Source organism: Pseudomonas sp. B14(2017) (assembly GCF_002113255.1).
Lineage (GTDB): Bacteria > Pseudomonadota > Gammaproteobacteria > Pseudomonadales > Pseudomonadaceae > Aquipseudomonas > Aquipseudomonas putida_Z.
In genome coordinates this window covers 1-21,016 of record NZ_NEJY01000005.1, presented here as the reverse complement: position 1 = coordinate 21,016, position 21,016 = coordinate 1, and the positions used below count along the sequence as shown (strand labels likewise).

Genomic DNA, 21,016 nt, shown 5'->3' with positions numbered 1-21,016 from the left:
AAGGAGATACCGACATGAGCACGTTCGTTACCCGCGATGGCACTTCGATCTACTTCAAGGACTGGGGCAGCGGCAAACCTGTGCTGTTCAGCCACGGCTGGCCACTGGATGCCGACATGTGGGATTCGCAGATGGAATTCCTGGCCAGCCGCGGCTACCGCGCCATCGCCTTCGACCGCCGTGGTTTCGGCCGTTCGAGCCAGCCATGGAATGGCTACGACTACGACACCTTCGCCGATGACATCGCCCAGCTGATCGAACACCTCGACCTGCGCGACGTGACCTTGGTGGGCTTCTCGATGGGTGGCGGCGACGTCAGCCGCTACATCGCCCGCCACGGCAGCGAGCGGGTGGCCGGGCTGGTGCTGCTGGGCGCGGTGACGCCGGTGTTCGGCAAGCGTGACGACAACCCTGAAGGTGTCGACCTGTCGGTGTTCGAGGGTATCCGCGCCGGCCTGCGTGCCGACCGGGCGCAGTTCATCGCCGATTTCGCCGCGCCGTTCTATGGCATCAACCATGGGCAGCAGGTGTCCCAGGGGGTGCAGACCCAGACCTTGAACATTGCGCTGATGGCATCGATCAAGGGCACTTTGGATTGCGTGACGGCGTTTTCCGAAACCGACTTCCGTCCGGATATGGCCAAGATCGATGTGCCGACCCTGGTGATCCACGGTGACGACGACCAGATCGTGCCGTTCGAGAGCACCGGCAAGCAGGCGGCGGAGCTGATTCGCGGGGCTGAGCTGAAGGTGTACGCGGGGGCGCCGCACGGGTTTGCGGTGACTCATGCACAGCAACTGAACGAGGACCTGCTGGCGTTCCTTCAGCAGTAATTGTGGGAGGCATTCGCGGGCACGCCCGCTCCCACAGGGAAATCACAGGTTTTAAATGCTGTGCAGTACCTGTGGGAGCGGGCGTGCCCGCGAAGAGGCCAGCCCAGGCAGCACAAATGCTGAACAGGGCTAACCTTCAACCACCCACCGCACATCCATCCAAGCCTTGCCCCTACACCAACCGGCATGCTCCGCAGTTGCGCCTGCCCGCTGCCGCACCAGACGGAGAACCCCATGTCCCAGGACCGCAACGACAAGACCCGTCGCCAGTTCCTCGCCACCAGTACCGTGCTCGGTGCCGCCGGCGCGCTCTGGTCCGCATTGCCTTTTACCGGTTCCGCCGGTTCCGCTCACGCATCCACCCAAGGAGGTTCCATGACCGCCGATCTGATTCTGTTCAACGGCAAACTGCATACCGTTGATCGTGAAAAGCCCACCGCGACCGCCGTCGCCATCAAGGATGGCCGTTTCATCGCCGTGGGCAACGACGCCGAAGCCATGGCCCACAAGGGCGCCACAACACAGATCATCGACCTCAAGCAGCGCACGGTCATCCCTGGCCTGAACGACTCGCACCTGCACCTGATCCGTGGTGGCCTGAACTACAACCTGGAGCTGCGCTGGGAAGGCGTGCCTTCGGTGGCCGATGCTCTGCGCATGCTCAAGGACCAGGCCGCGCGTACGCCGACCCCGCAGTGGGTGCGCGTGGTCGGCGGCTGGAACGAGTTCCAGTTCGCCGAAAAACGCATGCCCACCCTGGAAGAAATCAACCAGGCCGCGCCTGACACCCCGGTATTTCTGCTGCACCTGTATGACCGCGCATTGCTCAACCGCGCCGCGCTCAAGGCCGTCGGCTACACCAAGGATACGCCCAACCCGCCGGGCGGCGAGATCCAGCGTGACAAGTTCGGCAACCCGACCGGCATGCTCATCGCCCGCCCCAACGCGATGATCCTCTACGCCACCCTGGCCAAGGGGCCGAAGCTGCCGCTGGAATACCAGGTCAACTCCACCCGCCAGTTCATGCGCGAGCTCAACCGCCTGGGCCTGACCAGCGCCATCGATGCCGGTGGTGGCTACCAGAACTACCCGGACGACTATCAGGTGATCCAGGAGCTGGCCGACAACAACCAGCTGACCGTGCGCATTGCCTACAACCTGTTCACCCAGAAGCCCAAGGAAGAGCTGGACGACTTCCGCAAGTGGACCTCCAGCGTCAAGCTACACAGCGGTACCGACTTCCTGCGCCACAATGGCGCCGGCGAAATGCTGGTGTTCTCCGCCGCCGACTTCGAGGACTTCCTCGAACCGCGCCCGGACCTGCCGCAGACCATGGAACAAGAGCTGGAGCCGGTGGTGCGCCACCTGGTCGAGCAGCGCTGGCCGTTCCGGCTGCATGCCACCTACAACGAATCGATCACGCGCATGCTCGACGTGTTCGAGAAGGTCAACCGTGACATCCCGTTCAATGGCCTGCCGTGGTTCTTCGACCACGCCGAAACCATCACCCCGCAGAACATCGAGCGTGTGCGTGCACTGGGCGGCGGTATCGCCATCCAGGACCGCATGGCCTTCCAGGGTGAGTATTTTGTCGATCGCTACGGTGCCAAGGCTGCCGAGCAGACCCCGCCGATCAAGCGCATGCTCGACATGGGCGTGCCGGTGGGCGCCGGTACCGACGCCACTCGCGTGTCCAGCTACAACCCGTGGACCTCGCTGTACTGGCTGGTCAGCGGCAAGACCGTCGGTGGCATGGAGCTGTACCCGGAAGGCCTCAGCCGTGACACCGCGCTGCAGCTGTTCACCCAGGGCAGCGCCTGGTTCTCCAGCGAGCAGGGCAAGAAAGGCCAGATCAAGGTGGGCCAGCTGGCCGACCTGGCGGCGCTGTCGCTGGACTTCTTCAGTGTCGATGAAGAGGCGATCAAGGGCATCGAGTCGGTGCTGACCGTGGTCGACGGCAAGGTGGTGTATGGCGCGGCGGAATTCGACAAGCTCGGCCCGCCCCAGGTGCCAGTGCTGCCGGAGTGGTCGCCGGTGACCAAGGTGCCGGGCCACTGGCGCGTGGGCACGCCGTCGCTGGCAGCGGTGGCGCACCAGTGTGTCGGGCCTTGCGGGGTGCACGCGCACAGCCATGAGAAGGCACGGCATTCGAATGTGCCGGTGAATGACTTCCAGGGCTTCTGGGGGGCGTTGGGTTGTTCGTGCTTTGCTTTCTAAGCTGAGCTGATGTGAAAAAGGGGGGCCAGTTATTGGCCCCCCTTTTTTGTTCCTTCAGTGCTGGTCCTATCGCCGGCAAGCCAGCTCCCACAGGTACTGCACAGCCCTCAGGACCTGTGGAGACCTTGTGGGAGCTGGCTTGCCGGCGATAGGGCCGGAGAGGCCAACATCAATGGTGAGCCTTGTGCTCAGCTTCAGCCAACAGATGCCGAATCTTAACTTCCACCCCATCGGTCTGCAGCATCCGCACCCTGGCCTCGATCTTCAGCTCACCCCGGGTTACCCGGTGGTGATGCCGCAAATGCTCCAGCCACGATTCCTCGAAGAAGAACTCCAGCCACAACGCCGGGTCCGCACTGTCGCGCATCAACCCCCACGACAACGCGCCATTGCGCTTGCGCATCGCCTCCAGCTCCCGCGCTGCCTGCTGGAACGCCTCGGCCTTGGCCGGGTCGATGTGGTATTCCACGGTGACCATAACCGGCCCGCTTTCCTTGTCCATGTCGTCGCTCAGCAGCGGCACCGGCCAATGCAGTGACGGCGTCAGCTCCTCGGCTGCGGTTTCCGGCAGCGTCACCTTGCAGGTCAGCAGCGTGCCCAGTGCCAAGCCTCCTGCGGCCAGCAGCAGGCTCAAGGTGATCGTTGCATGGCTGGCCAGCGTGCCCCACAGCAACCCGCCACTGGCCATGGCACCAAAGAAGATCAGGATGTACACCGACAGCGCCCGCGCCCGTACCCAGGCCGGCACCGAGGTCTGCGCCGCCACCTGCAGGTTGGACAGCACGGCAATCCACGCCGCGCCGCTGAGCAGCATTGCCGGCAGCAGCACATAGAAGTTGCGCACCAGCGCCAGGGCCAGCAAGAACAGGGCATACAGCAGGCTGGCCAGCAGCACCAGGCGGTCGCGGCTGATGCGTTCGCGCAGGCGTGGCAGCAAGGTGGCGCCGGCCACCGCGCCGATGCCGATGGCCGCCAGCAGCAGGCCGAAATCGGCGGCGGTGCCCTGCATCTCGCCACGCACGATCAACGGCAGCAGCGAGGTGCCGGCGCTGGCGCAGAAAAAGAATGCCAAGGCGCGCAATATCACCGCCTGCAAGGGTTTGGCGCTGCGCGCGAAACGCAGCCCGGTGCGCATGGCGCCGACGAAGCGCTCGGCCGGCAGCAGCGGCTCCTTCACCTCGCGCTTCCACAGGAACAGCACCAAAATCACCCCGGCGAACGAGATGGCATTCAGGGCGAAGGTCAGCCACGGGCCGACCATGCTCACCACCACGCCCGCCAAAGCCGGGCCGATGGCGCGCGACACATTGATACCGACACTGGAAAGCGCCACCGCGTTGGCCAGGTCGTCCTTGCCCACCAGCTCCGGTGTCAGCGCACTCCAGGCCGGCATCATCAGTGCCGTGCCGATGCCCAGCGCCAGGGTAAGCACCAGCAGCAGGGTGACGTTCATCAGCCCGAGCAGGGTCAGGGCCGCCAGCACCACGGCCACCGAAGACATCCACAGTTGCACCAGCAACAGGTAGCGGCGCTTGTCGACAATATCCGCCGCCGCGCCGGCCGGCAGGGCGAGGAAGAACATCGGTAGCGAGCCGGCTACCTGGATCAGGGCCACATGCAACGGGCTGGCCGACAGCGTGGTCATCAGCCAGCCGGCGCCCACCTCGTGCATCCAGGTGCCGATGTTGGAAGCGATGGTGGCGATCCACAGCATGCGGAAGGTGGCGTTGCGCAATGGGCTCCAGGCGCCTGAAGGGGTCGTGCTCATGTCAGAAGCTGCCTTTGAGTGGGTATTCGATGATCAGGTAGATCCGGTCGATGTCATCGCCGGCCTGGGCCTGGTTGGCGCGGTGGCTGACGTGGGAAAACGACAGGCTCAGGTCCTTGGCGGCGCCCGACTGCACCACGTATTTCAGGTCGATGTCGCGCTCCCAGTGCTTGCCGCCGTCGCCGTACTGGCCCACATAGGCGCCGCCTGCCGGGGCATGGCTGCCGTCGATGCCACGGCCGCTGACGTAGCGGCCCATCAGGCTCAGGCCGGGGGCGCCGAGGGTGGCGAAGTCGAGGTCGTAGCGCAGTTGCCACGAGCGCTCGCCGGGGCCGTTGAAGTCGGCGTACTTGATCGAGTTGGCCAGGTAGATGGAGTCGCCGCCGACGAAGTCGAACGGGGTATCGCCCTCGACCTTCTGGTAGGCCAGGCTCAGCGCCTGGGCGCCAACGCTGTACCTGGCCAGCAGGCTGTAGGCGAGGGTGTCGATTGCCCCGGCACTGGCATTGCCGGTGTCGCGGGTCTTGTACAGGTTGCCGTCCAGGCGCCAGTTTCCCTCGGCCAGGTTCAGGTTGAGGTAGGCCTGGCGCCAGGTGTCCTCCAGCTGGCCTGCGTACAGTGCGCCGCCGAATGGCCCGTCGGGTGCGAACGCGGCGCCGGCCAGGCTGATGGCACGGTTGTCGGTGGTAGCGCCGTAGCCGCTGAAGTCATCATGGCTGGAGCTGTTGTCCTGGTTGTTGAAGGCGGTGAAGTGCCCGGCCTGCAGGCGCCAGTCGGGCAGATCGGTGTTGTCCAGGAACCAGCCGGTGGCGTACTCCGGGTGCAGGCGTTTGTCGCTGGTGTCGAACACCGGGGTTTCCACGGTCATTTCGCCGTAGCGCAGTTGGGTGTTGCCCAGGCGCAGCTTTAGTGAGGCGCCGGCGCTGGAGTAGTCGGACTCGGCGCGGCCATCGCTGTCGCGCGGCATCAGGCCGGTGCCGGCATGGCCGCGGCCGCCGTCCAGCTTGAGGCCGAGAAAACCATGGGCATCGATGCCGACGCCGAGTGCGCCCTCGGTGAAGCTGGAACGGATTTCGCCAATGAAGCCCTGAGCCCATTCCTGGCGGTAGTTCTGGCCACTGCCGGAGGGCGAGCGGAAGTCGCTGTGCAGGAAGTAGTTGCGGCTGAGCAGCGACCAGCCGGGCTCTTCGGCCTGGCTGAGCGCCGGGCACAGGGCGAGGGTGGCGAGCAGGGCGCGGCCTGGTCCGTGAGTGGCGCGGATCATGAGGGCTCCGGGAGGGATGATCCGGGAATGTGGATGAAGGATAGGCCAGGGGTCTTGTATGTGTGTGCTCTGGCTGGTCTTGCCTGTGCCGGCCTCTTCGCGGGCTCGCCCGCTCCCACAGGTTCACCGCAGGCTCTGAACCCTGTGCAATACCTGTGGGAGCGGGCGAGCCCGCGAAGAGGCCGGTACAGCCAACCCAGAACTCAAGCCATGTCGCTGATCGCAAACTCCTCGGCCAGATGATCGATCAGCGCCCGCACCGACGGCAGCAACCCCCGCCGCGACGGGAAGATCGCATGCACGATACCGCAACGCGGGTGCCATTCCGGCAACAACTCCACCAGCCGCCCCGCCGCCAGGTCTTCACGCACCGCCACCCGCGGCAGGTGCGCAATACCCACCCCGGCCACCACGAAATGGCGCAGGGCGAACAGGTCGTCCGTCACCATGCGCGGTGTGTGCGGGATGACGATGCTGCGGCTGCTGTCCTCGCCCTGGAACAGCTCCCACTGGTACTCACGCTGGGCGCTGCCCCAATGCAGGCTCGGCAGCGTGCCGAGCAGCTGCGGGTCGAAGCCCTTGGGCAACTGCTCCAGGTACTGCGGCTGGCCGACCAGGCACTGGGTACTGTTGCTCAGTACCTTCATCACCATGTCGGTGTTCTCCAGCGGTGGAAAGCGCACCCGTAGGGCGATGTCGAAACCCTCGTGCAGCAGGTCGACGCGGCGGTTGGTGCTCTCGATGAACAGCTCCACCTGCGGGTACTTGAGCATGTAGCGGGTCAGCATCGGCCCGACCCAGGAATTGAGCAGGGTGGTCGGGCAACTGATACGCACCAGGCCGCGCGGTTCGCTGCGGTTGCGCTCGATGATCTCCGCCGCGCCCTCGGCCTCCACGCGCATGGCCAGGCAGCGGTTGTAGTAGGCCTGGCCGATCTCGGTGAGCGAACAATGGCGGCTGGTGCGGTGCAGCAGACGCACGCCCAGGCGGTCTTCGAGATCGGCGATGCGCCGGCTTAGCTTCGACTTGGGCATGTCCAGCGCCCGGCCAGCCGGGGCGAAGCCGCCGTGCTCGACTACCTGGGTGAAGTAGTAGAGGGAGTTGAGGTCTTCCAATGATCGGTCTCCGGGTACTTGGTTGCCTGTGCCGGCCCTTTCGCGGGTAAACCCGCTCCCACAGGTACTGCACAGGGCTCAAGCCCGGCGCCATCCCTGTGGGAGCGGGTTTACCCGCGAAGAGGCCGGCACAGCCCCTACAAATCCATCGTTCATAAAACGGAACGCTAAAGCCAAATTCTGCTATCTACCGCCACAAAGGTGATGATTTTAATCTGTGCCCATCAACGCGAAACACCCCCGAATGCTGAAAAATTCATAACCCTTAGGAGCACAGACCATGAGCAAATTCACCTACAACCGCCTGAACAAAGACGACGCCGCTGTCCTGCTGGTCGACCACCAGGCTGGCCTGCTGTCCCTGGTCCGTGACATCGAACCGGACAAGTTCAAGAACAACGTGCTGGCCCTGGCCGACCTGGCCAAGTTCTTCAACCTGCCGACCATCCTCACCACCAGCTTCGAACAAGGCCCGAACGGCCCGCTGGTACCAGAGCTGAAAGCCCTGTTCCCGGACGCCCCGTACATCGCCCGCCCAGGCCAGATCAACGCCTGGGACAACGAAGACTTCGTCAAGGCGGTGAAGGCCACTGGCAAGAAACAGCTGATCATTGCTGGCGTGGTGACTGAGGTCTGTGTAGCGTTCCCGGCGCTGTCGGCCCTGGAAGAGGAGTTCGAAGTGTTCGTGGTGACCGATGCTTCTGGCACCTTCAACGAAATGACCCGCGATGCTGCCCATGACCGCATGAGCCGCGCCGGCGCGCAAATGATGACCTGGTTCGGCGTGGCCTGTGAGCTGCACCGCGACTGGCGCAACGACATCGAAGGGCTGGCGGCGCTGTGCTCCAACCACATTCCGGATTATCGCAACCTGATTACCAGCTACAACGCGCTGACTGCGGGTAAGTAACACCAAGTAATCTGATGGATGGCTTCCGCAAGGGGGCCATCGTTGACTTGGTCCAGGAGTGTTGTTAGCGTTTCACCTGAGCGCGAAACCAGCTGCCATTCAGCGGCAATAGCTGGTGTAGGAACCCCGTCGATGGCTGAATCATCAGCGTCGGGTGAGACCTCCACACCCCGGCTTGAGGGTGTGTATATGAATATCAAGCACGAGCACAGGGCCACTGGTGACAGTGGCCCTTTTCTTTGCTCGGCAGATAAGCGTACCGCTTGTAGAGCAGTTTGCCGTGGCGATGCTTATTCAGTGCCTTTGCATCGCACTGCATGAAATTCCACAGCATTTTGCCGTTATCGAGTGTCACGACCACCAGCATCTGCCGCTTGGTCTCGTACACGCCAATGAACGCCAGCCTGTAGGTGTCATTGGTGTAGGCGACCTGCCATACCTCAAATGGTCCGATCAGCGTATCCAGAGCTACTTTTACATAGCGTTCCCGGGCGTCTTGTCGCTTCTCGACGATGTGATGGATGCAACTGCGTTGAATCTGGATGTCGCCCATTGGAGTTATGACGGTTACTACGCTGGCTTCTTCACTGTTCAAACCCAGATGCTGCGCAGCAAGTTCGATTGCTGCTTCATGCGAATCGGCAGCAGCCAATTCTTCGATAGCCTGTGTACGCCATTCACGCGCGAGCGTTCTGAGGTCGGGTAGTTGTTCGTCCAGCCAAGTGTTCTGGCCTTTTTTCTCGGCGACTTTCGCGGTGGGGTTGTTGGGGCTCAATGCGATACCTGGCTGCGATCAGTGCGGCCAAGTGAGCCTAGGGAGAAGGGTTTCCTCGAACAATCAGACGGGGATTGACCCGTTTTGTAGGGCGTTTCCTATATTGAGGCGGAGCAGGCCGGTTACCGCAGCCTGCTCTGTGCAAATGCAATGCACTTCAACTTACAGGCTGCGACTCAATCCCATCCAGCAATGCCTCAACCAATCCTTCTGCCATTTCGAGCGCATTCAGGTTGCTCCAGAACAGGCTCTTGCCGGTTTCATCCAGGTGTTCCAGGGCTTTGTAGCCACAGTCGTAGGCACCGCGCAGGTACTGGGCGACATGAACCAGGGCGTCGTGGGCAGAGACGCCTGGGTTTACTGTGAACAAAGGTGGATGGCCGGCATCGCAGCGGCTGAAAGCGCGTTGTGTGGTGCTGGGGAGGGGTGGATTGGGGACTATTCTTTTCATGGCAATTCCTTCTCTCGGGTTGAACTGCAACCACCCGTTTCCACGCAGAAGGCGGCAGTTGTGCGCGGGGTGGAAAACCGGTGAGAAGGCAAGCCGGTAGGCCAAAAGGCCTCACGCGCACAACTGCCATAACGGCAGCCCTTCATCAGATCCGGGTTTCCACACCCGATCGCTGAACCGACAGCGACCCGGCAAGCCTAGAGAGCAGGCTTTCCCCGGACAATCAGACGGGCTTCGACACGGTGCGTAGGATAATTCGTCAGATGGTATGGCTGAGTAGGAAATGGCTCGCAGCGAAGTAGGATGCTGCTGATATTTTTGTGCACTGGGTCCGCTGCGCGGCCCTTCGCGGGCACGCCCGCTCCCACAGGAATAGCGCAAGCCTGGCAAGCGGTGCAGTACCTGTGGGAGCGGGCATGCCCGCGAAGGGCCGCGCAGCGGACCCAGACAATCTCAAGCCAAAAATACAAAAGAGGGCCTGAGCCCTCTTCCTGAATCGATGCGCCAACCCTCAATCCGCATCCGAATCAAACAACCGCTCCAACTCCGCCCGGGCCTCCTTGGCCGTCTGCATCACCTTGGCCCGGTCATCACGCACCTGCCCCTGGGCCACCAGCACCTCTTCGTCATGCTGGGTAAACCGCGCAATCCGGTCCGCCGCCTGCGCGTCGCTCAACCCCAGCCCCACCAATGCCCGGCGGGTCATCTCCAGGCTGGAGTAGAACGTCTCGCGAATCGGCTCGGCGCCGACATCCGCCAACTTGTGCACATGCTGGCGGTTACGCGCGCGGGCCAGCACTTTCAGGTGTGGGTACAGGCGTTTCACCCGTTCCGCCGTGTGAATGGCGGCTTCCGGGTCATCAATGGTGATGATGAAGTATTCCGCCTCGCCCACCTTGGCGGCATGCAGCACCTCGGGGCGCAGCGGGTCGCCGTAGAACACGGGTACCTGTTCGAACATACGGGTCATCTCGATGGTGTCCACCGAGGTTTCCAGGGCAATGAACGGAATCTTCTGTGCCCGCAGGATGCGCGCGACGATCTGGCCCATGCGGCCCATGCCGACGATCACCACCCGTGGCGTGTCAGCCTGGATCTGCTTGTAATGCTCCGGCACCTCACGCGCCGGTTGCGGGCGCTTGAGGGCGTGGGCGCAGCCAATCATCAGCAGCGGGGTAATGGCCATCGACAGGGTGATGGTCATCAGCAGCAGGTCGTAGGTCTGGGTGTCGAACAAGCCTTGGTCCTTGCCCAGCTTGAACACCACGAAGGCAAATTCGCCACCGGCAGCCAGCACCATGCCCAGACGCAGGGCGCTGGCGCTGTTCAGGCCACCGGCCAGGCGCCCGACGCCGATCAGCAGTACCAGCTTCACGGCCACCAGCAGCAGGGTCAGGCCCAGCACCACCAAAGGCATTTCCAGCAGCAGGCGCAGGTTGGCGCCCATGCCGACGCTGATGAAGAACAGCCCCAGCAGCAGGCCCTTGAACGGTTCGATCTGCGATTCCAGCTCGTGGCGGTATTCCGAGTCGGCCAGCAGCAGGCCGGCGAGGAAGGCACCCAGGGCCATGGAAATGCCGGCTTCTTCCATCAGCCAGGCAGTGCCGATCACAACCAGCAGCGCGGTGGCGGTGGACACTTCCGGCAGGCCGGTGCGGGCCACGGTGCGGAACACCGGGCGCAGCAGGTAGCGGCCACCGACGATGACCACGGCGATGCTGGCGAACACCTTCAGGCCATGCTCCAGGCTGTCGCCGTGGCTGGTGTCCGGGCCACTGGCAGCCAGCAGCGGAACCAATGCGATCAGTGGGATCGCGGCGATGTCCTGGAACAGCAGGATGGCGAACGCCAGGCGGCCGTGCGGGGCGTTGAGCTGCTTGCTTTCGGCCAGGCTCTGCAGGCCAAGGGCGGTGGACGACAGCGCCAGGCCCAGACCGAGTACGATGGCCGCCGGTAGCGTCTGGCTGAAGCCGAACAGGGCGATGGCGCCGATCAGCGCACCGGTCAGCAGCACCTGGGCGGTACCGACGCCGAATACGGACTTGCGCATCAGCCACAGGCGCTTGGGCGACAGTTCGAGGCCGATGATGAACAGCAGCAGGACCACGCCCAGCTCGGAAATGTGCGCCACGCTTTCGGTGTCGCGGATCAGGCCCAGTGCCTGCGGGCCAATGATCACGCCGGCGAGCAGGTAACCGAGCACGGCCCCCAGGTGCAGGCGCTTGGCCAGGGGGACGGCGAGGACAGCGGCGAGCAGGAAGATCACCGCGGTTTGCAGAAGGCTGCCTTCGTGTGGCATTGGCTCGTACTCCATGAGCTGCCGGGGCAGCGTTAGATCAGTTTGGCGGACAATTCTGGGGAATGTGGGGGTGCCAGACAATCTGCTGTGAGGAAGACACATTGTCCTGAATCAGGTGACAGTCGTGCTGGCCTCTTCGCGGGTGAACCCGCTCCCACAGGTACAGCGGTGTCTTCAAGCCTGCGCAACACCTGTGGGAGCGGGTTCACCCGCGAAGAGGCCGGCACAGGAAATCTGCATACTCAACTGCCACCAAACTGCGCCCGATACTGCGCCGGCGTCATGCCAATCCGCTCGCAGAACACCTTGCGCAAATGCCGGTCACTGCCAAACCCGCACTGCGCAGCCACTACCTTCAACGGCAGGTCGGTGCCTTCCAGCAGTTTGCGCGCGCGGTCGATGCGTGCGTTCTGCAAGTATTGCAGCGGCGTGATGCCCACCTCGCGCTGAAAGGTGCGGGCGAAGTTGCGCCCGCTCATGGCCACCAGGTCGGCCATCTTCTGCACGGTGAAGGCTTGTTCGATATGGTCGACGATATACGCCTGCACCCGGGCAATCGGCGAATCATCCCGCGGTACAGCCGCCAGCAGTGGCCCGTAGGGTGTCTGCCCGCCCTGGCGATGGCGGGCGACCAGCAGCACCTTGGCCACTTCCAGGGCCAGCGCCTTGCCGTGGTCTTCGGCCACCACCGCCAGTGCCAGGTCGATGCCAGCGGTGATGCCGCCCGAGGTAATCAGGCAGCGGTCGATCACGTAGATCTGTTCGGTCTCGACTTTCGCCTCGGGGAACGCCTGTGCCAGGCGCTCCACGTAGTTCCAGTGGGTGGTGCAGCGATAGCCGCCCAGCAGCCCGGCCCGGCCCAGCAGGAATACCCCGGTGCAGATGGCACCAAAGCGTTTGGCCTGGCGCACGGCCTGGGGCAGCCAGCGCTCGATGCCTGGCAGGGCGATGTCATAGGCCCCCGGGCCGCCTGGCACCAGCAACAGGTCGACGGCTTCCGGCAAATCCTCCAGACGCAGGTCGGCTACCACTTTCAACCCGCAGGAGCCGCGCACCGCTGCCTGCCCTTCGGCCAGGGTCAGCAGCCGGTACTTCCGCTCGGCAGGAAGGAAGCGGTTAGCAATGGCAAACGCGTCCATGGGCCCGGTCACGTCCAGCAATAGCACATCATTGAACAGCACCATGGCCACGGTGCGGTGGGCGGGTTTTTCCTGCATGGCTCTTTTGCCTTGAATGCCGGCCGCCACTGGCGGCCTGAAGCTGAATACGAAACGCATCTTAAGGTATCGGTAAAACAGCCAGGGCCAGCAGCGCGCAATTAACAACAATTCAGGTTTGGCTCAGGACTTTGTCATGTGCCGGGGGCGAGACTTTCTGCATTGAACAGGAGAGTCGCCATGCACCCCGGGACGCCCCAAGCACCGTTGCAACCCCCCGGCGCACTGACGCCAGCACGGTTGCGCCGGGCCAAGGAACTGATGTTGCACAGCCCGTTGTCGATCATCGAAATCGCCGGGGTATGCAACCTCACCCGCAGCCACTTCTCCCGCGCATTCAAGGTCAACACCGGCCTCTCGCCCCAGGCCTGGCGCCTGCTGGCACGCATGGAAAAGGCCAAGCGCCTGCTCGCCACCGAGGCGCCGATCACCCACGTGAGCCTGGAATGCGGCTTCTGCGACCAGGCCCATTTCACCCGTGCCTTCAGCCGCCTGGTCGGCCAGCCGCCCAAGGCCTGGCGCCAGGCGCAGGCCCATCCTTAAGCCGAACCTATCCGCCGGTATAGCCCCTTGTGGACAGTGCCGGCCCGTTTTCCCAACCCAAGGAGTCACCCCGATGAGCCAACCCGATTACAAGCGCCTGAACAAAGACGACGCCGTGGTGCTGCTGGTCGACCACCAGACCGGCCTGATTTCGCTGGTGCAGGACTTCTCGCCCAACGAGTTCAAGAACAACGTGCTGGCCCTGGGCGACCTGGCCAAGTTCTTCGGCCTGCCGACCATCCTCACCACCAGCTTCGAGCAAGGCCCGAACGGCCCGCTGGTGCCCGAGCTGAAAGAGATGTTCCCGGATGCGCCGTACATTGCCCGCCCTGGCCAGATCAACGCCTGGGACAACGAAGACTTCGTCAAGGCGATCAAGGCCACTGGCCGCAAGCAGCTGATCATCGCTGGCGTGGTGACCGATGTGTGCGTGGCGTTCCCGACCCTGTCGGCGCTGGCGGAAGGTTTTGAAGTGTTCGTGGTGACCGATGCTTCGGGCACCTTCAACGAAACCGTGCAGCAGGCGGCCTGGGTGCGCATGACCCAGGCGGGTGCACAGATGATGAACTGGTTCTCGGTGGCCTGTGAGCTGCACCGCGACTGGCGCAATGACATCGAAGGGTTGGGTAACCTGCTGTCGCAGCGCATTCCCAACTACCGCAACCTGATGAACAGCTATGCGGCCCTGAGCGCCCGTTGATGTAAACCTGTGCCGGCTCCTTCGCGGGCACGCCCGCTCCCACAGGGATAGCGCACAGCTTGAGAGCTGCACGGTTCCTGAGGGAGCGGGCGTGCCCGCGAAGAGGCCGGAACAGGCTAAGAATGATTCACAGGCAGAGTGAGGCGAATCCGACACCCCCCCAGCTCTGACACCAGCGCCTGCAACTGCCCACCATGGGCCTGCACCACCGAGTTGCAGATCGCCAAGCCCATCCCCATGCCGCAGATCTTGGTGGTATGAAACGCATCGAACACTCGCTCGCGCTCATCCGCTGCAATCCCCGGCCCGTTGTCGTCCACGCAGATTTCCACCCCATCCCCGACCACCGCCGAGGCAATCCGCAGCACCCCATCGCTGCGATACCCCGCCAGCGCCTCCAGGCCATTGGTAATCAGGTTGAACACCAACTGCTGCAACTGCACCGGGTCGGCCATCACGCTCACCCCCGCCTGCAAGCGCATCTGCACATCCACCGTGCCCTTGGCGGCATCGGCCGAGGTCAGGCGCACCACTTCGCGGATCAGTTCGTCCAGCTTCACTACCTTGAGCTGCATCGGTGACTGCTTGGCCAGCGAGCGCAGTGCACGCACGATGTTGGCGGCCCGTTCGCTGTCGTTGCGGATGTCTTCCAGGCCGGCAATCGCCTCTTCCAGGTCGGGCTTGGGGCGCTTCAGCCAGCGCAGGCTGGCAGCGGCGTTGGAGGCGATGCCCAGCAGCGGCTGGCTGATCTCGTGGGCGATGGACGCTGACAGCTCGTTCATCACTTGCAGGTGCGCCGTGCGCGCCAACTCCGCGCGGGAGCGGCGCAGCTCGGCCCCCATCTGGGCGCGGGTCTGGTTGTCTTCGGCCAGGCGTGTGTAGAACTTGGCGGTTTGCAGCGACACCGCCGCCTGTGAGGCGAGGATTTCCAGCATGGCCAGGCGCTGACTGCCGAACAGGTTCGGTACCAGGCGGTTTTCCAGGTACACCAGGCCGATAAGCACGCCCTGGATCACCAGCGGCAGGCACAGCACCGAACGGGCCTTGCGCGCCTGCAACTGCTGGCGGAAGGCCTCGGGGCAGTCGCTCTGGGCATCGTTGAGCACCAGGGGCTTCTTGGTGCGCATGGTGGCGTTGATGATCGACAGCGGCGCCTGGGTCATGAACTTCTGGCAGTCGTCCATGCTCACGTGCAGCCCGGCGTCGTCGATGTAGGCGAGGGCCGCCATCTGGAATTCGGCACCGCTGACGATCAGCAGCGCACCGTGGTCGGCGCCGGAATGCTGGGTCAGCTGGCCCATCAGGGTTTCGATCAGGCCCTCGAGCAGCACTTCCTCGGACAGCGCCCGTGCTGCCTCGATGCCGGCTTCCAGGTCGAGCTTGGCCTGGTGGGTGGCGCGGTGGCTTTCCTGGATCGGCTGGGTGCGCAGGAACGGGTGCAAAGCCTCCAGCTGGTGCACCTTGCCGGTCGCGCCCCAGATATGGAAACAGTCGCGGGCGATGCGCAGGTGCAGGTTGGCGCCGGAGATCAGGCCGCTGGGGATGCATACCTCGGCCAGCTGTTCGTGGGCCAGCGCCTGCTCGTGGATGAAACCGGCGGCGGTGGCGGCGATCTGTGCCTGGTCGAAGCAGCGGATGGCGGCCAGGTCGTCGCCTTCGAGCTTGGCGATCACGCCTTCGATCAGCAACAGCTTGTTGCGGAAGGTGGCCGGGTTGAAGCCGGCCCAGCGGCCGAAGCGCTCCCGCAGGGCCTGCAGCTCGCGCAGCTTGTCGGCAAGGCTGCCAATGGCCTCGGGGCTGCCCAGGGCCAGGCCGCGGAACAGGTGATAGTCGGCCAGGTTGATGTGCGCCGGTACCGCCCAGGTGTTGTCGCCGGCCAGTGCCAGGTTGCGCATGGCCTGCGGGATGTTGCCCAGGTAGAAGTCGCACATGCCGGCCATCAGGTACTGGAAGAACCGCGTGGTAGGCGATTTCGAGGCTGTGGCCAAGGCCGCGCAGGGCGTGCCGCTCAATTTGGCGACGAACGCTTGCTGGGCCTGCAGGATCTGCTCGATGTCGCGGTAACCGTAGCGACGCACGGTGGCCAGGCCTTGCGCCAGTTCCTCCACCACGTCCGGCAGGTAGCGGCCCATGAACAGCGAATCGGAAACCAGGTGGTTGCAGGCATAGCAGCTCATCGCCAGGTCACCGCTCACGCGCCCTGAATCGACCGCATCCAACGCGGTGCGGCGGGCGAACTCCATGGGCGAGGTCCAGGCGCTGACCTGGTCCAGGGCCAGCAGCGCGCTGGTCAAGTCAGCGTCGAAACCGTGCCGTTCTATCAGCTTGAGCGCAGCCAGGCAGCAAGCATGGCCATCATGGTAGGCGCCGAAGCGTTCGGCAATCATCACCCCATACCAGGCCATGCCGTAGGTGCTGCCCGGGGCGACGCCGTGCAGCAGCGACAGCTCCATGAGCTTGGCCAGGTGCAGGAAGCAGATGTCGTCCTTTACAAAAAACGATGACGACAGGGTGGCCAGCAGGCTGATGGCAACCGTCACTTCCTCAGAATCGGTGCGCTGCAGCGACTCCAGGCAGTGGCGGCCTTTCTGTTCGACCAAGGCCTGTACATGGGCATGACTGGCATCGACCTGTTGCCAGTCGACACCCCGCACCGGGCTTATACCCAGCAAGTCCAGGCCGGATATGGCGCTGTCGATGGCCGCCTGATAGTCGCCGCGCAAGGTGTACAGCAGCGCCTGCAGGCGGCACACCCGCGCCTGGTCCAACGCCGAGCGAGCGCGCTGGCGGCATTCTGTGATGCGGGCCTCGGCCGCGATCATTCGCGACAGTTGCATGTCGCACTCGGTGGCCATGCAGGCGATGGCAAAGCCATGCGTGGCGCGGCTTTCCAGCGTTGCGCCGTGGTGCAGCAACTGCTCGGCCGTGTGCAGGTAGCCAGCTGTCTGTTCGAAAGCGCCGCCGTCGCGTGCGCGTGCTGCGGCTTCGCGTAAAAGCTGCAGGAACGCTTCGCAGTCATCTGCTGCAAACCCGCATGGGTTGGCGCGTTGCAGCTGGTTGGCAAGCTCGAACAGTGCCTCGTGCAGGCGCCCCGGCCAGGCCTGGCGCATGGCCAGGGCGATATGTGCATGCAGCTGGGCACGCTCGCGCGCGGGCGTGAGAGCGTACGCGGCTTCCATCACCCGCTCATGGGCGAAGCCCAGGCCGTTCTGGCCCGATTGCAGGAAACCCGCGCCAATCAAGGCTTTCAACGGTTCGCCGGGGGTTTGAGAGAGCACCTGCTGAAGCAGGCGTTCATCGCAGCGGCTGCCCGCCGCGCTGGCCACCCGCAGCAGGTCGCGCTGCGGCTCTGGCAGGCGCGCCAGGCGGTGGATCATCAGGTCGGCGACATTGTCGGAATAGCGGTGGCGGGCCACGGCCTTCAGGCACCATGACCAGCGCATGGCCTGGGTGTCGAAGGTGAACAGCTGGTCCTCGACCAGGGCCCGGAGAATCTGATTGATGAAGAACGGGTTGCCCGCCGTCTTGTCGTGCACCAGCTCGGCCACCTGCAATGCATCCTCGGGGCCGACGTGGTAGCGCTCGCCGATCAGCTCGGTCACCGCGCCCACCGCCAGGGGCCGCAGGTTCAGCGTGGTGCTGCGCACCGCTGCAGGCAGGGCAAGGGGTGTACTGCTGGCTGGCGCATCATTGCGCCGGGCGAAGATCAGCAACAGGTTGCCGGGCGCGTGAGCCAACAGTTGCGCCAGCAGTTGCTGGCTGGCGTCGTCGACCCACTGCAGGTCATCGAAGAACAGCACCAGCGGCTGGCCGGGGCGGCTGAACACCTGCAGGAATTCGACGATCGCCCGCAGCTCCTTCTGCAGCGCCAGGCGCGTGGGCTTGGCCGGCAATTCGGGCAGGGGGCCGAGGACCAGTTGCAGGTCTGGCGCCAGCTTGCCGAGCAGCCGGCCATGGCCTTTGATGCGGCGCAGGATCTCGCGGCGCAGGGTGTCGAGGTCCTGGCTGTTCTTGGCCAGCAACTGGGTGGTCAGCGTGCCGAGAATTTCGACCCAGGGCGCGTAAGGCACGGCCTGGGCAACGCCGTTGCACTTGCCGGTGGCCCAGTAACCCTGGGCGTTGGCCTTGAGTGCTGCCTCGACCAGGCTCGACTTGCCCATGCCGGTAGCCCCATTGATGAACAGGGCCTGTGGCTTGCTGTCACGGCGCAGGGCCTTGAGCAGCAGGGCGATGGCCTTCTGCTCGGCGCAGCGGCCATACAGGCGTGCGCGGTCGGGCGTGACCGGGTCGGCACAGCCTGGTTCGAAGGCCTCCATGGACTTGCTGGCGGCCCACTGCCGCTGGCAATGGGCCAGGTCCACCGCCAGGGCGCGGGCACTCTGGTAGCGGGCGTCCGGCTCTTTGGCCAAAGCCTTGGCCAGGATCCGGCTGAGAGGTTGCGGCACATTGCTGTCCACTTCGCAGGCCGCTCGTGGCTGCACGCCGGCATGCAGCTGGCGCCAGTGCTGGGTGTCGCGTCCGGCCAGCGGCAATTCGCCCAGCAGTAGCTGGTAGAGGATCGCGCCAAGGGCATAGATGTCGGTGCGTCGGTCGCTGCTGCTGCCATGCGGGCAGAACTGTTCCGGCGCCAGGTATGCCCAGTTGCCGAGCGCAGTGCCCTGTTCGCTGATCTGCTCCGCCGGGTCGGCGCGAAAGCAGCCCAGCCGCACTCGCTGGTTGGTGTGCAGGCACACATGTTCGGGCTGCAGCGCGCCGTGCAGCACATTGCGTTCGTGGGCCTGGGCCAAGGCAGTGGCCGCGTTTACCGCAATCTCGAGAAACGGCGTCAGGGCTGCTGGGCCTTCTGCGATAAGGTCGGCGATGGAGCGGCCGGCCGGGTACACCAGTAGCGGGCCTTCGGCCGAACGCACGAACGCCGAGGGGACCACCGCCCACTGCGGGTCGAGTTGCAGGCGGTAGTCACGTTCCAGGCGCTGGCAGGCGGCGGGGGCCTCGCGCGGGGCGCGCACGGCGATCCAGGCCTGGTGGGTGGCAGGGTCGCGCAGGCGGAAGTAGCTGAGCTCACCTTCCTGGCCCAACGCGCTGATGTCGCACCGGTTCAGCCAGCCCTCGTCGACGGACTGGTCGTAATCGATGGGCCTGTGGGCAAGGCGTTCATCGAGCATAAGGCACCCCTGCTAGCGACATCCTGACGCGCGAGTATACGCAGCGGACCCAGCACGGATGCGGCCTGCAGCCTGCTTGGCAGGAACGGGCACGCTGTTGTCCGTTATCGTCCCCTGGGGGCTGGCGGGCTTTTGTATAGTCCTCAGGCCAACCTATCCCTCGGGATAATTGTCTGAAGGCGTACGCTGGCCTAGGCTGCCCGGGGCTGGGAAACGCCCATGCCCGCGCGAGGAAGCCATGATCCGAATAGGTAATGCCCAGGTGTCGCTGGAGCGGCGCGAAGCCTTTGTTGATGGCAAGCCGATCCTGTTGGGCGGGCGTGCCTTCGAGGTGCTGGCGACGCTGATCAAGGCCAAGGGCCGGGTGGTCGGCAAGGACGAGCTGTTCAGCCAGGTGTGGGCCGGCACGGTGGTCGAGGACAACAACCTGCAGGTGCAGGTGTCCTTGCTGCGCAAGGCCTTTGGCGACCGTGGCCTGATCCAGACCGTGCCGCGCCGGGGCTATCGCCTGGCCGCCGAGGTCAGCCTCGAGGTGCCTGGCGAGGCGTTGGGCAAATCGCCGCTATGCGCCGTGGCCGACACTGTCGAGTTGTTCGATGAGCACTTGAACGTGCCGGTGCTGGTGGTGGATGACGACCCGTCGGTGCGTACGGCGTTGGGCCGCCTGCTGCGCTCGCAGGACATTCCGCATCATTTGTTCGCCAGTGCCGAGGCGTTGTTCGAGGCCCGCCTGGAAACCCCCTATGCCTGCCTGTTGCTGGACATGCACCTGCCCGATACCAGCGGCCTGGAGGTACAAGACGCGCTGCGCCGGCTGGCGCTGCCCTGGCCGATCGTGTTCATGACCGGCTTTGGCACCATCCCGATGACCGTCCAGGCCATGCGTGCCGGGGCCGTGGAGTTCCTGACCAAACCGTTCGACGAAGACCAGCTGCTGACACTGCTGCAGGCGGTGCGCACGCGTGCCGTGGCCGAAGGACGCAGGTGGCACCATGCGCGACAGGTCGAGGAAAAGTACCAGCGCCTGACCCAGCGCGAGCGCCAGGTGTTCTCGCTGGTGGTTGGCGGCCTGTCGCACAAGCAGATCGCCAAGCAGATCGGCACCAGCGAGGTGACGACCAAGGTGCACAAGAAGAACATCATGAACAAGATGCAGTCCCGCTCGCTGCTGGAGCTGGTGGCCATGCACAACGTCATCGGGGCGCAGCCTGAGGGCCTGAGCGGCGCATGAGCAGAGCGGTGTGCATCGTCGACGACGATGCGTCGGTACGCAAAAGCCTGGCCAACCTGCTGCGTTCGGCAGGTTTCGAGACCTTGTCTTTTGCTGCAGGGGACCTGTTCCTGGCCTCGGCACTGGCGCGGCAAGCGGGGTGTGTGCTGCTCGACCTGAGGATGCCTGGAATGAGCGGGCTGGCGGTGCAGCGCGAACTGGCCCGGCTGGAGTGGCGTTTGCCGGTGATCTGCATGTCGGCGCATTGGGATGAAGGGGCGGTGCGGGCGGCGATGGCGCTTGGGGCGCTGGTCTGCCTGGGCAAGCCATTTTCTGAAGAGGTGCTGCTGAAGGTGGTTGAAGATGCTTTGCTGGGCAGCCAGTGATGCCTGTGTCGGCCCTTTCGCGGGCTTGCCCGCTCCCACAGGGGCTGCACAGGCTTTGGGCCGCGATCGTGTCCCGGGAAGTGGTGTAACTGAACCAGCCGAAGGCGCCCTGCGGGCGAAAGAGGATGGTCATCGTGGTTCTTGGCTAACGTTGAGTTTGCGA

General features: G+C 64.4%; 15 protein-coding genes. 7 read left to right on the top strand and 8 right to left on the bottom strand.

The window, feature by feature from the left end; translation table 11 throughout:
- Positions 1 to 14: 14 nt before the first annotated feature.
- Positions 15 to 833 (top strand): alpha/beta fold hydrolase, encoded by an 819-nt coding sequence (locus CAG34_RS05995; protein ID WP_025341089.1) that lies wholly within the window; start codon positions 15 to 17, stop codon positions 831 to 833.
- A 375-nt stretch (positions 834 to 1,208) separates the two neighbouring features.
- On the top strand, positions 1,209 to 3,050 hold the full coding sequence (locus CAG34_RS05985; protein ID WP_038410295.1) for an amidohydrolase: 1,842 nt from the start codon (positions 1,209 to 1,211) through the stop codon (positions 3,048 to 3,050).
- A gap of 169 nt (positions 3,051 to 3,219) precedes the next feature.
- On the opposite strand, the gene CAG34_RS05980 is transcribed toward CAG34_RS05985, so the two are convergent.
- From CAG34_RS05980 to CAG34_RS05965, 3 genes are all read right to left on the bottom strand, one after another.
- A complete protein-coding gene (locus CAG34_RS05980; RefSeq protein ID WP_085588775.1) occupies positions 3,220 to 4,818 on the bottom strand; it encodes an MFS transporter in 1,599 nt (532 codons plus the stop codon).
- A gap of 1 nt (position 4,819) precedes the next feature.
- Entirely contained in the window at positions 4,820 to 6,082 is a 1,263-nt protein-coding gene (locus CAG34_RS05975) for an OprD family porin (protein ID WP_085588773.1), read from the bottom strand.
- A gap of 203 nt (positions 6,083 to 6,285) precedes the next feature.
- On the bottom strand, positions 6,286 to 7,197 hold the full coding sequence (locus CAG34_RS05965; RefSeq protein WP_075046740.1) for a LysR substrate-binding domain-containing protein: 912 nt from the start codon (positions 7,195 to 7,197) through the stop codon (positions 6,286 to 6,288).
- Between the two features lie 280 nt (positions 7,198 to 7,477).
- Between CAG34_RS05965 and ycaC (CAG34_RS05955) the strand changes: the two genes are divergently transcribed.
- Positions 7,478 to 8,107, top strand: a complete 630-nt coding sequence (gene ycaC / locus CAG34_RS05955) for an isochorismate family cysteine hydrolase YcaC (RefSeq protein WP_013974760.1) — start codon at positions 7,478 to 7,480, stop codon at positions 8,105 to 8,107.
- A gap of 196 nt (positions 8,108 to 8,303) precedes the next feature.
- Here ycaC (CAG34_RS05955) and CAG34_RS28855 read toward each other — a convergent pair whose 3' ends face one another.
- The 4 genes from CAG34_RS28855 to CAG34_RS05930 all read right to left on the bottom strand — a co-directional run bounded on the left by CAG34_RS28855 (position 8,304) and on the right by CAG34_RS05930 (position 12,849).
- Positions 8,304 to 8,882, bottom strand: a complete 579-nt coding sequence (locus CAG34_RS28855) for a PBECR2 nuclease fold domain-containing protein (RefSeq protein WP_158091093.1) — start codon at positions 8,880 to 8,882, stop codon at positions 8,304 to 8,306.
- 157 nt (positions 8,883 to 9,039) lie between these two features.
- Positions 9,040 to 9,333 carry a hypothetical protein gene (locus CAG34_RS05945; protein ID WP_085588769.1) on the bottom strand — a complete coding sequence of 98 codons (294 nt, stop codon included), beginning with the start codon at positions 9,331 to 9,333 and terminating at the stop codon, positions 9,040 to 9,042.
- 511 nt (positions 9,334 to 9,844) lie between these two features.
- Entirely contained in the window at positions 9,845 to 11,632 is a 1,788-nt protein-coding gene (locus tag CAG34_RS05935) for a monovalent cation:proton antiporter-2 (CPA2) family protein (protein WP_085588765.1), read from the bottom strand.
- Positions 11,633 to 11,874: 242 nt separating this feature from the next.
- Positions 11,875 to 12,849, bottom strand: a complete 975-nt coding sequence (locus CAG34_RS05930) for a GlxA family transcriptional regulator (RefSeq protein WP_085588763.1) — start codon at positions 12,847 to 12,849, stop codon at positions 11,875 to 11,877.
- 180 nt (positions 12,850 to 13,029) lie between these two features.
- Between CAG34_RS05930 and CAG34_RS05925 the strand changes: the two genes are divergently transcribed.
- Both CAG34_RS05925 and ycaC (CAG34_RS05920) read left to right on the top strand, forming a co-directional pair.
- Positions 13,030 to 13,392 carry a helix-turn-helix domain-containing protein gene (locus tag CAG34_RS05925; RefSeq protein ID WP_084785302.1) on the top strand — a complete coding sequence of 121 codons (363 nt, stop codon included), beginning with the start codon at positions 13,030 to 13,032 and terminating at the stop codon, positions 13,390 to 13,392.
- A gap of 73 nt (positions 13,393 to 13,465) precedes the next feature.
- Positions 13,466 to 14,092: an isochorismate family cysteine hydrolase YcaC gene (gene ycaC, locus CAG34_RS05920; protein WP_004375560.1), complete on the top strand. Its 627-nt coding sequence runs from the start codon at positions 13,466 to 13,468 to the stop codon at positions 14,090 to 14,092.
- A 116-nt stretch (positions 14,093 to 14,208) separates the two neighbouring features.
- On the opposite strand, the gene CAG34_RS05915 is transcribed toward ycaC (CAG34_RS05920), so the two are convergent.
- Complete coding sequence (locus CAG34_RS05915; protein ID WP_085588760.1) at positions 14,209 to 19,257, bottom strand: ATP-binding sensor histidine kinase; 5,049 nt, start codon at positions 19,255 to 19,257, stop codon at positions 14,209 to 14,211.
- Positions 19,258 to 19,495: 238 nt separating this feature from the next.
- Between CAG34_RS05915 and CAG34_RS05910 the strand changes: the two genes are divergently transcribed.
- Positions 19,496 to 20,488: a response regulator gene (locus tag CAG34_RS05910; protein WP_085588758.1), complete on the top strand. Its 993-nt coding sequence runs from the start codon at positions 19,496 to 19,498 to the stop codon at positions 20,486 to 20,488.
- Positions 20,485 to 20,853 (top strand): response regulator transcription factor, encoded by a 369-nt coding sequence (locus tag CAG34_RS05905; RefSeq protein WP_075046733.1) that lies wholly within the window; start codon positions 20,485 to 20,487, stop codon positions 20,851 to 20,853. Before CAG34_RS05910 ends, CAG34_RS05905 begins: the two co-directional genes overlap by 4 nt.
- The last annotated feature ends 163 nt before the right edge of the window (positions 20,854 to 21,016 follow it).

What these genes read in the sequence shown, in the direction of transcription:
- CAG34_RS05995 (WP_025341089.1), top strand. Translation starts at nt 15, where the DNA reads ATGAGCACGTTCGTTACCCGCGATGGCACTTCGATCTACTTCAAGGAC.
- CAG34_RS05985 (WP_038410295.1), top strand. Translation starts at nt 1,209, where the DNA reads ATGACCGCCGATCTGATTCTGTTCAACGGCAAACTGCATACCGTTGAT.
- CAG34_RS05980 (WP_085588775.1), bottom strand. Translation starts at nt 4,818, where the DNA reads ATGAGCACGACCCCTTCAGGCGCCTGGAGCCCATTGCGCAACGCCACC.
- CAG34_RS05975 (WP_085588773.1), bottom strand. Translation starts at nt 6,082, where the DNA reads ATGATCCGCGCCACTCACGGACCAGGCCGCGCCCTGCTCGCCACCCTC.
- ycaC (WP_013974760.1), top strand. Translation starts at nt 7,478, where the DNA reads ATGAGCAAATTCACCTACAACCGCCTGAACAAAGACGACGCCGCTGTC.
- CAG34_RS05945 (WP_085588769.1), bottom strand. Translation starts at nt 9,333, where the DNA reads ATGAAAAGAATAGTCCCCAATCCACCCCTCCCCAGCACCACACAACGC.
- CAG34_RS05935 (WP_085588765.1), bottom strand. Translation starts at nt 11,632, where the DNA reads ATGCCACACGAAGGCAGCCTTCTGCAAACCGCGGTGATCTTCCTGCTC.
- CAG34_RS05930 (WP_085588763.1), bottom strand. Translation starts at nt 12,849, where the DNA reads ATGCAGGAAAAACCCGCCCACCGCACCGTGGCCATGGTGCTGTTCAAT.
- CAG34_RS05925 (WP_084785302.1), top strand. Translation starts at nt 13,030, where the DNA reads ATGCACCCCGGGACGCCCCAAGCACCGTTGCAACCCCCCGGCGCACTG.
- ycaC (WP_004375560.1), top strand. Translation starts at nt 13,466, where the DNA reads ATGAGCCAACCCGATTACAAGCGCCTGAACAAAGACGACGCCGTGGTG.
- CAG34_RS05915 (WP_085588760.1), bottom strand. Translation starts at nt 19,257, where the DNA reads ATGCTCGATGAACGCCTTGCCCACAGGCCCATCGATTACGACCAGTCC.
- CAG34_RS05910 (WP_085588758.1), top strand. Translation starts at nt 19,496, where the DNA reads ATGATCCGAATAGGTAATGCCCAGGTGTCGCTGGAGCGGCGCGAAGCC.
- CAG34_RS05905 (WP_075046733.1), top strand. Translation starts at nt 20,485, where the DNA reads ATGAGCAGAGCGGTGTGCATCGTCGACGACGATGCGTCGGTACGCAAA.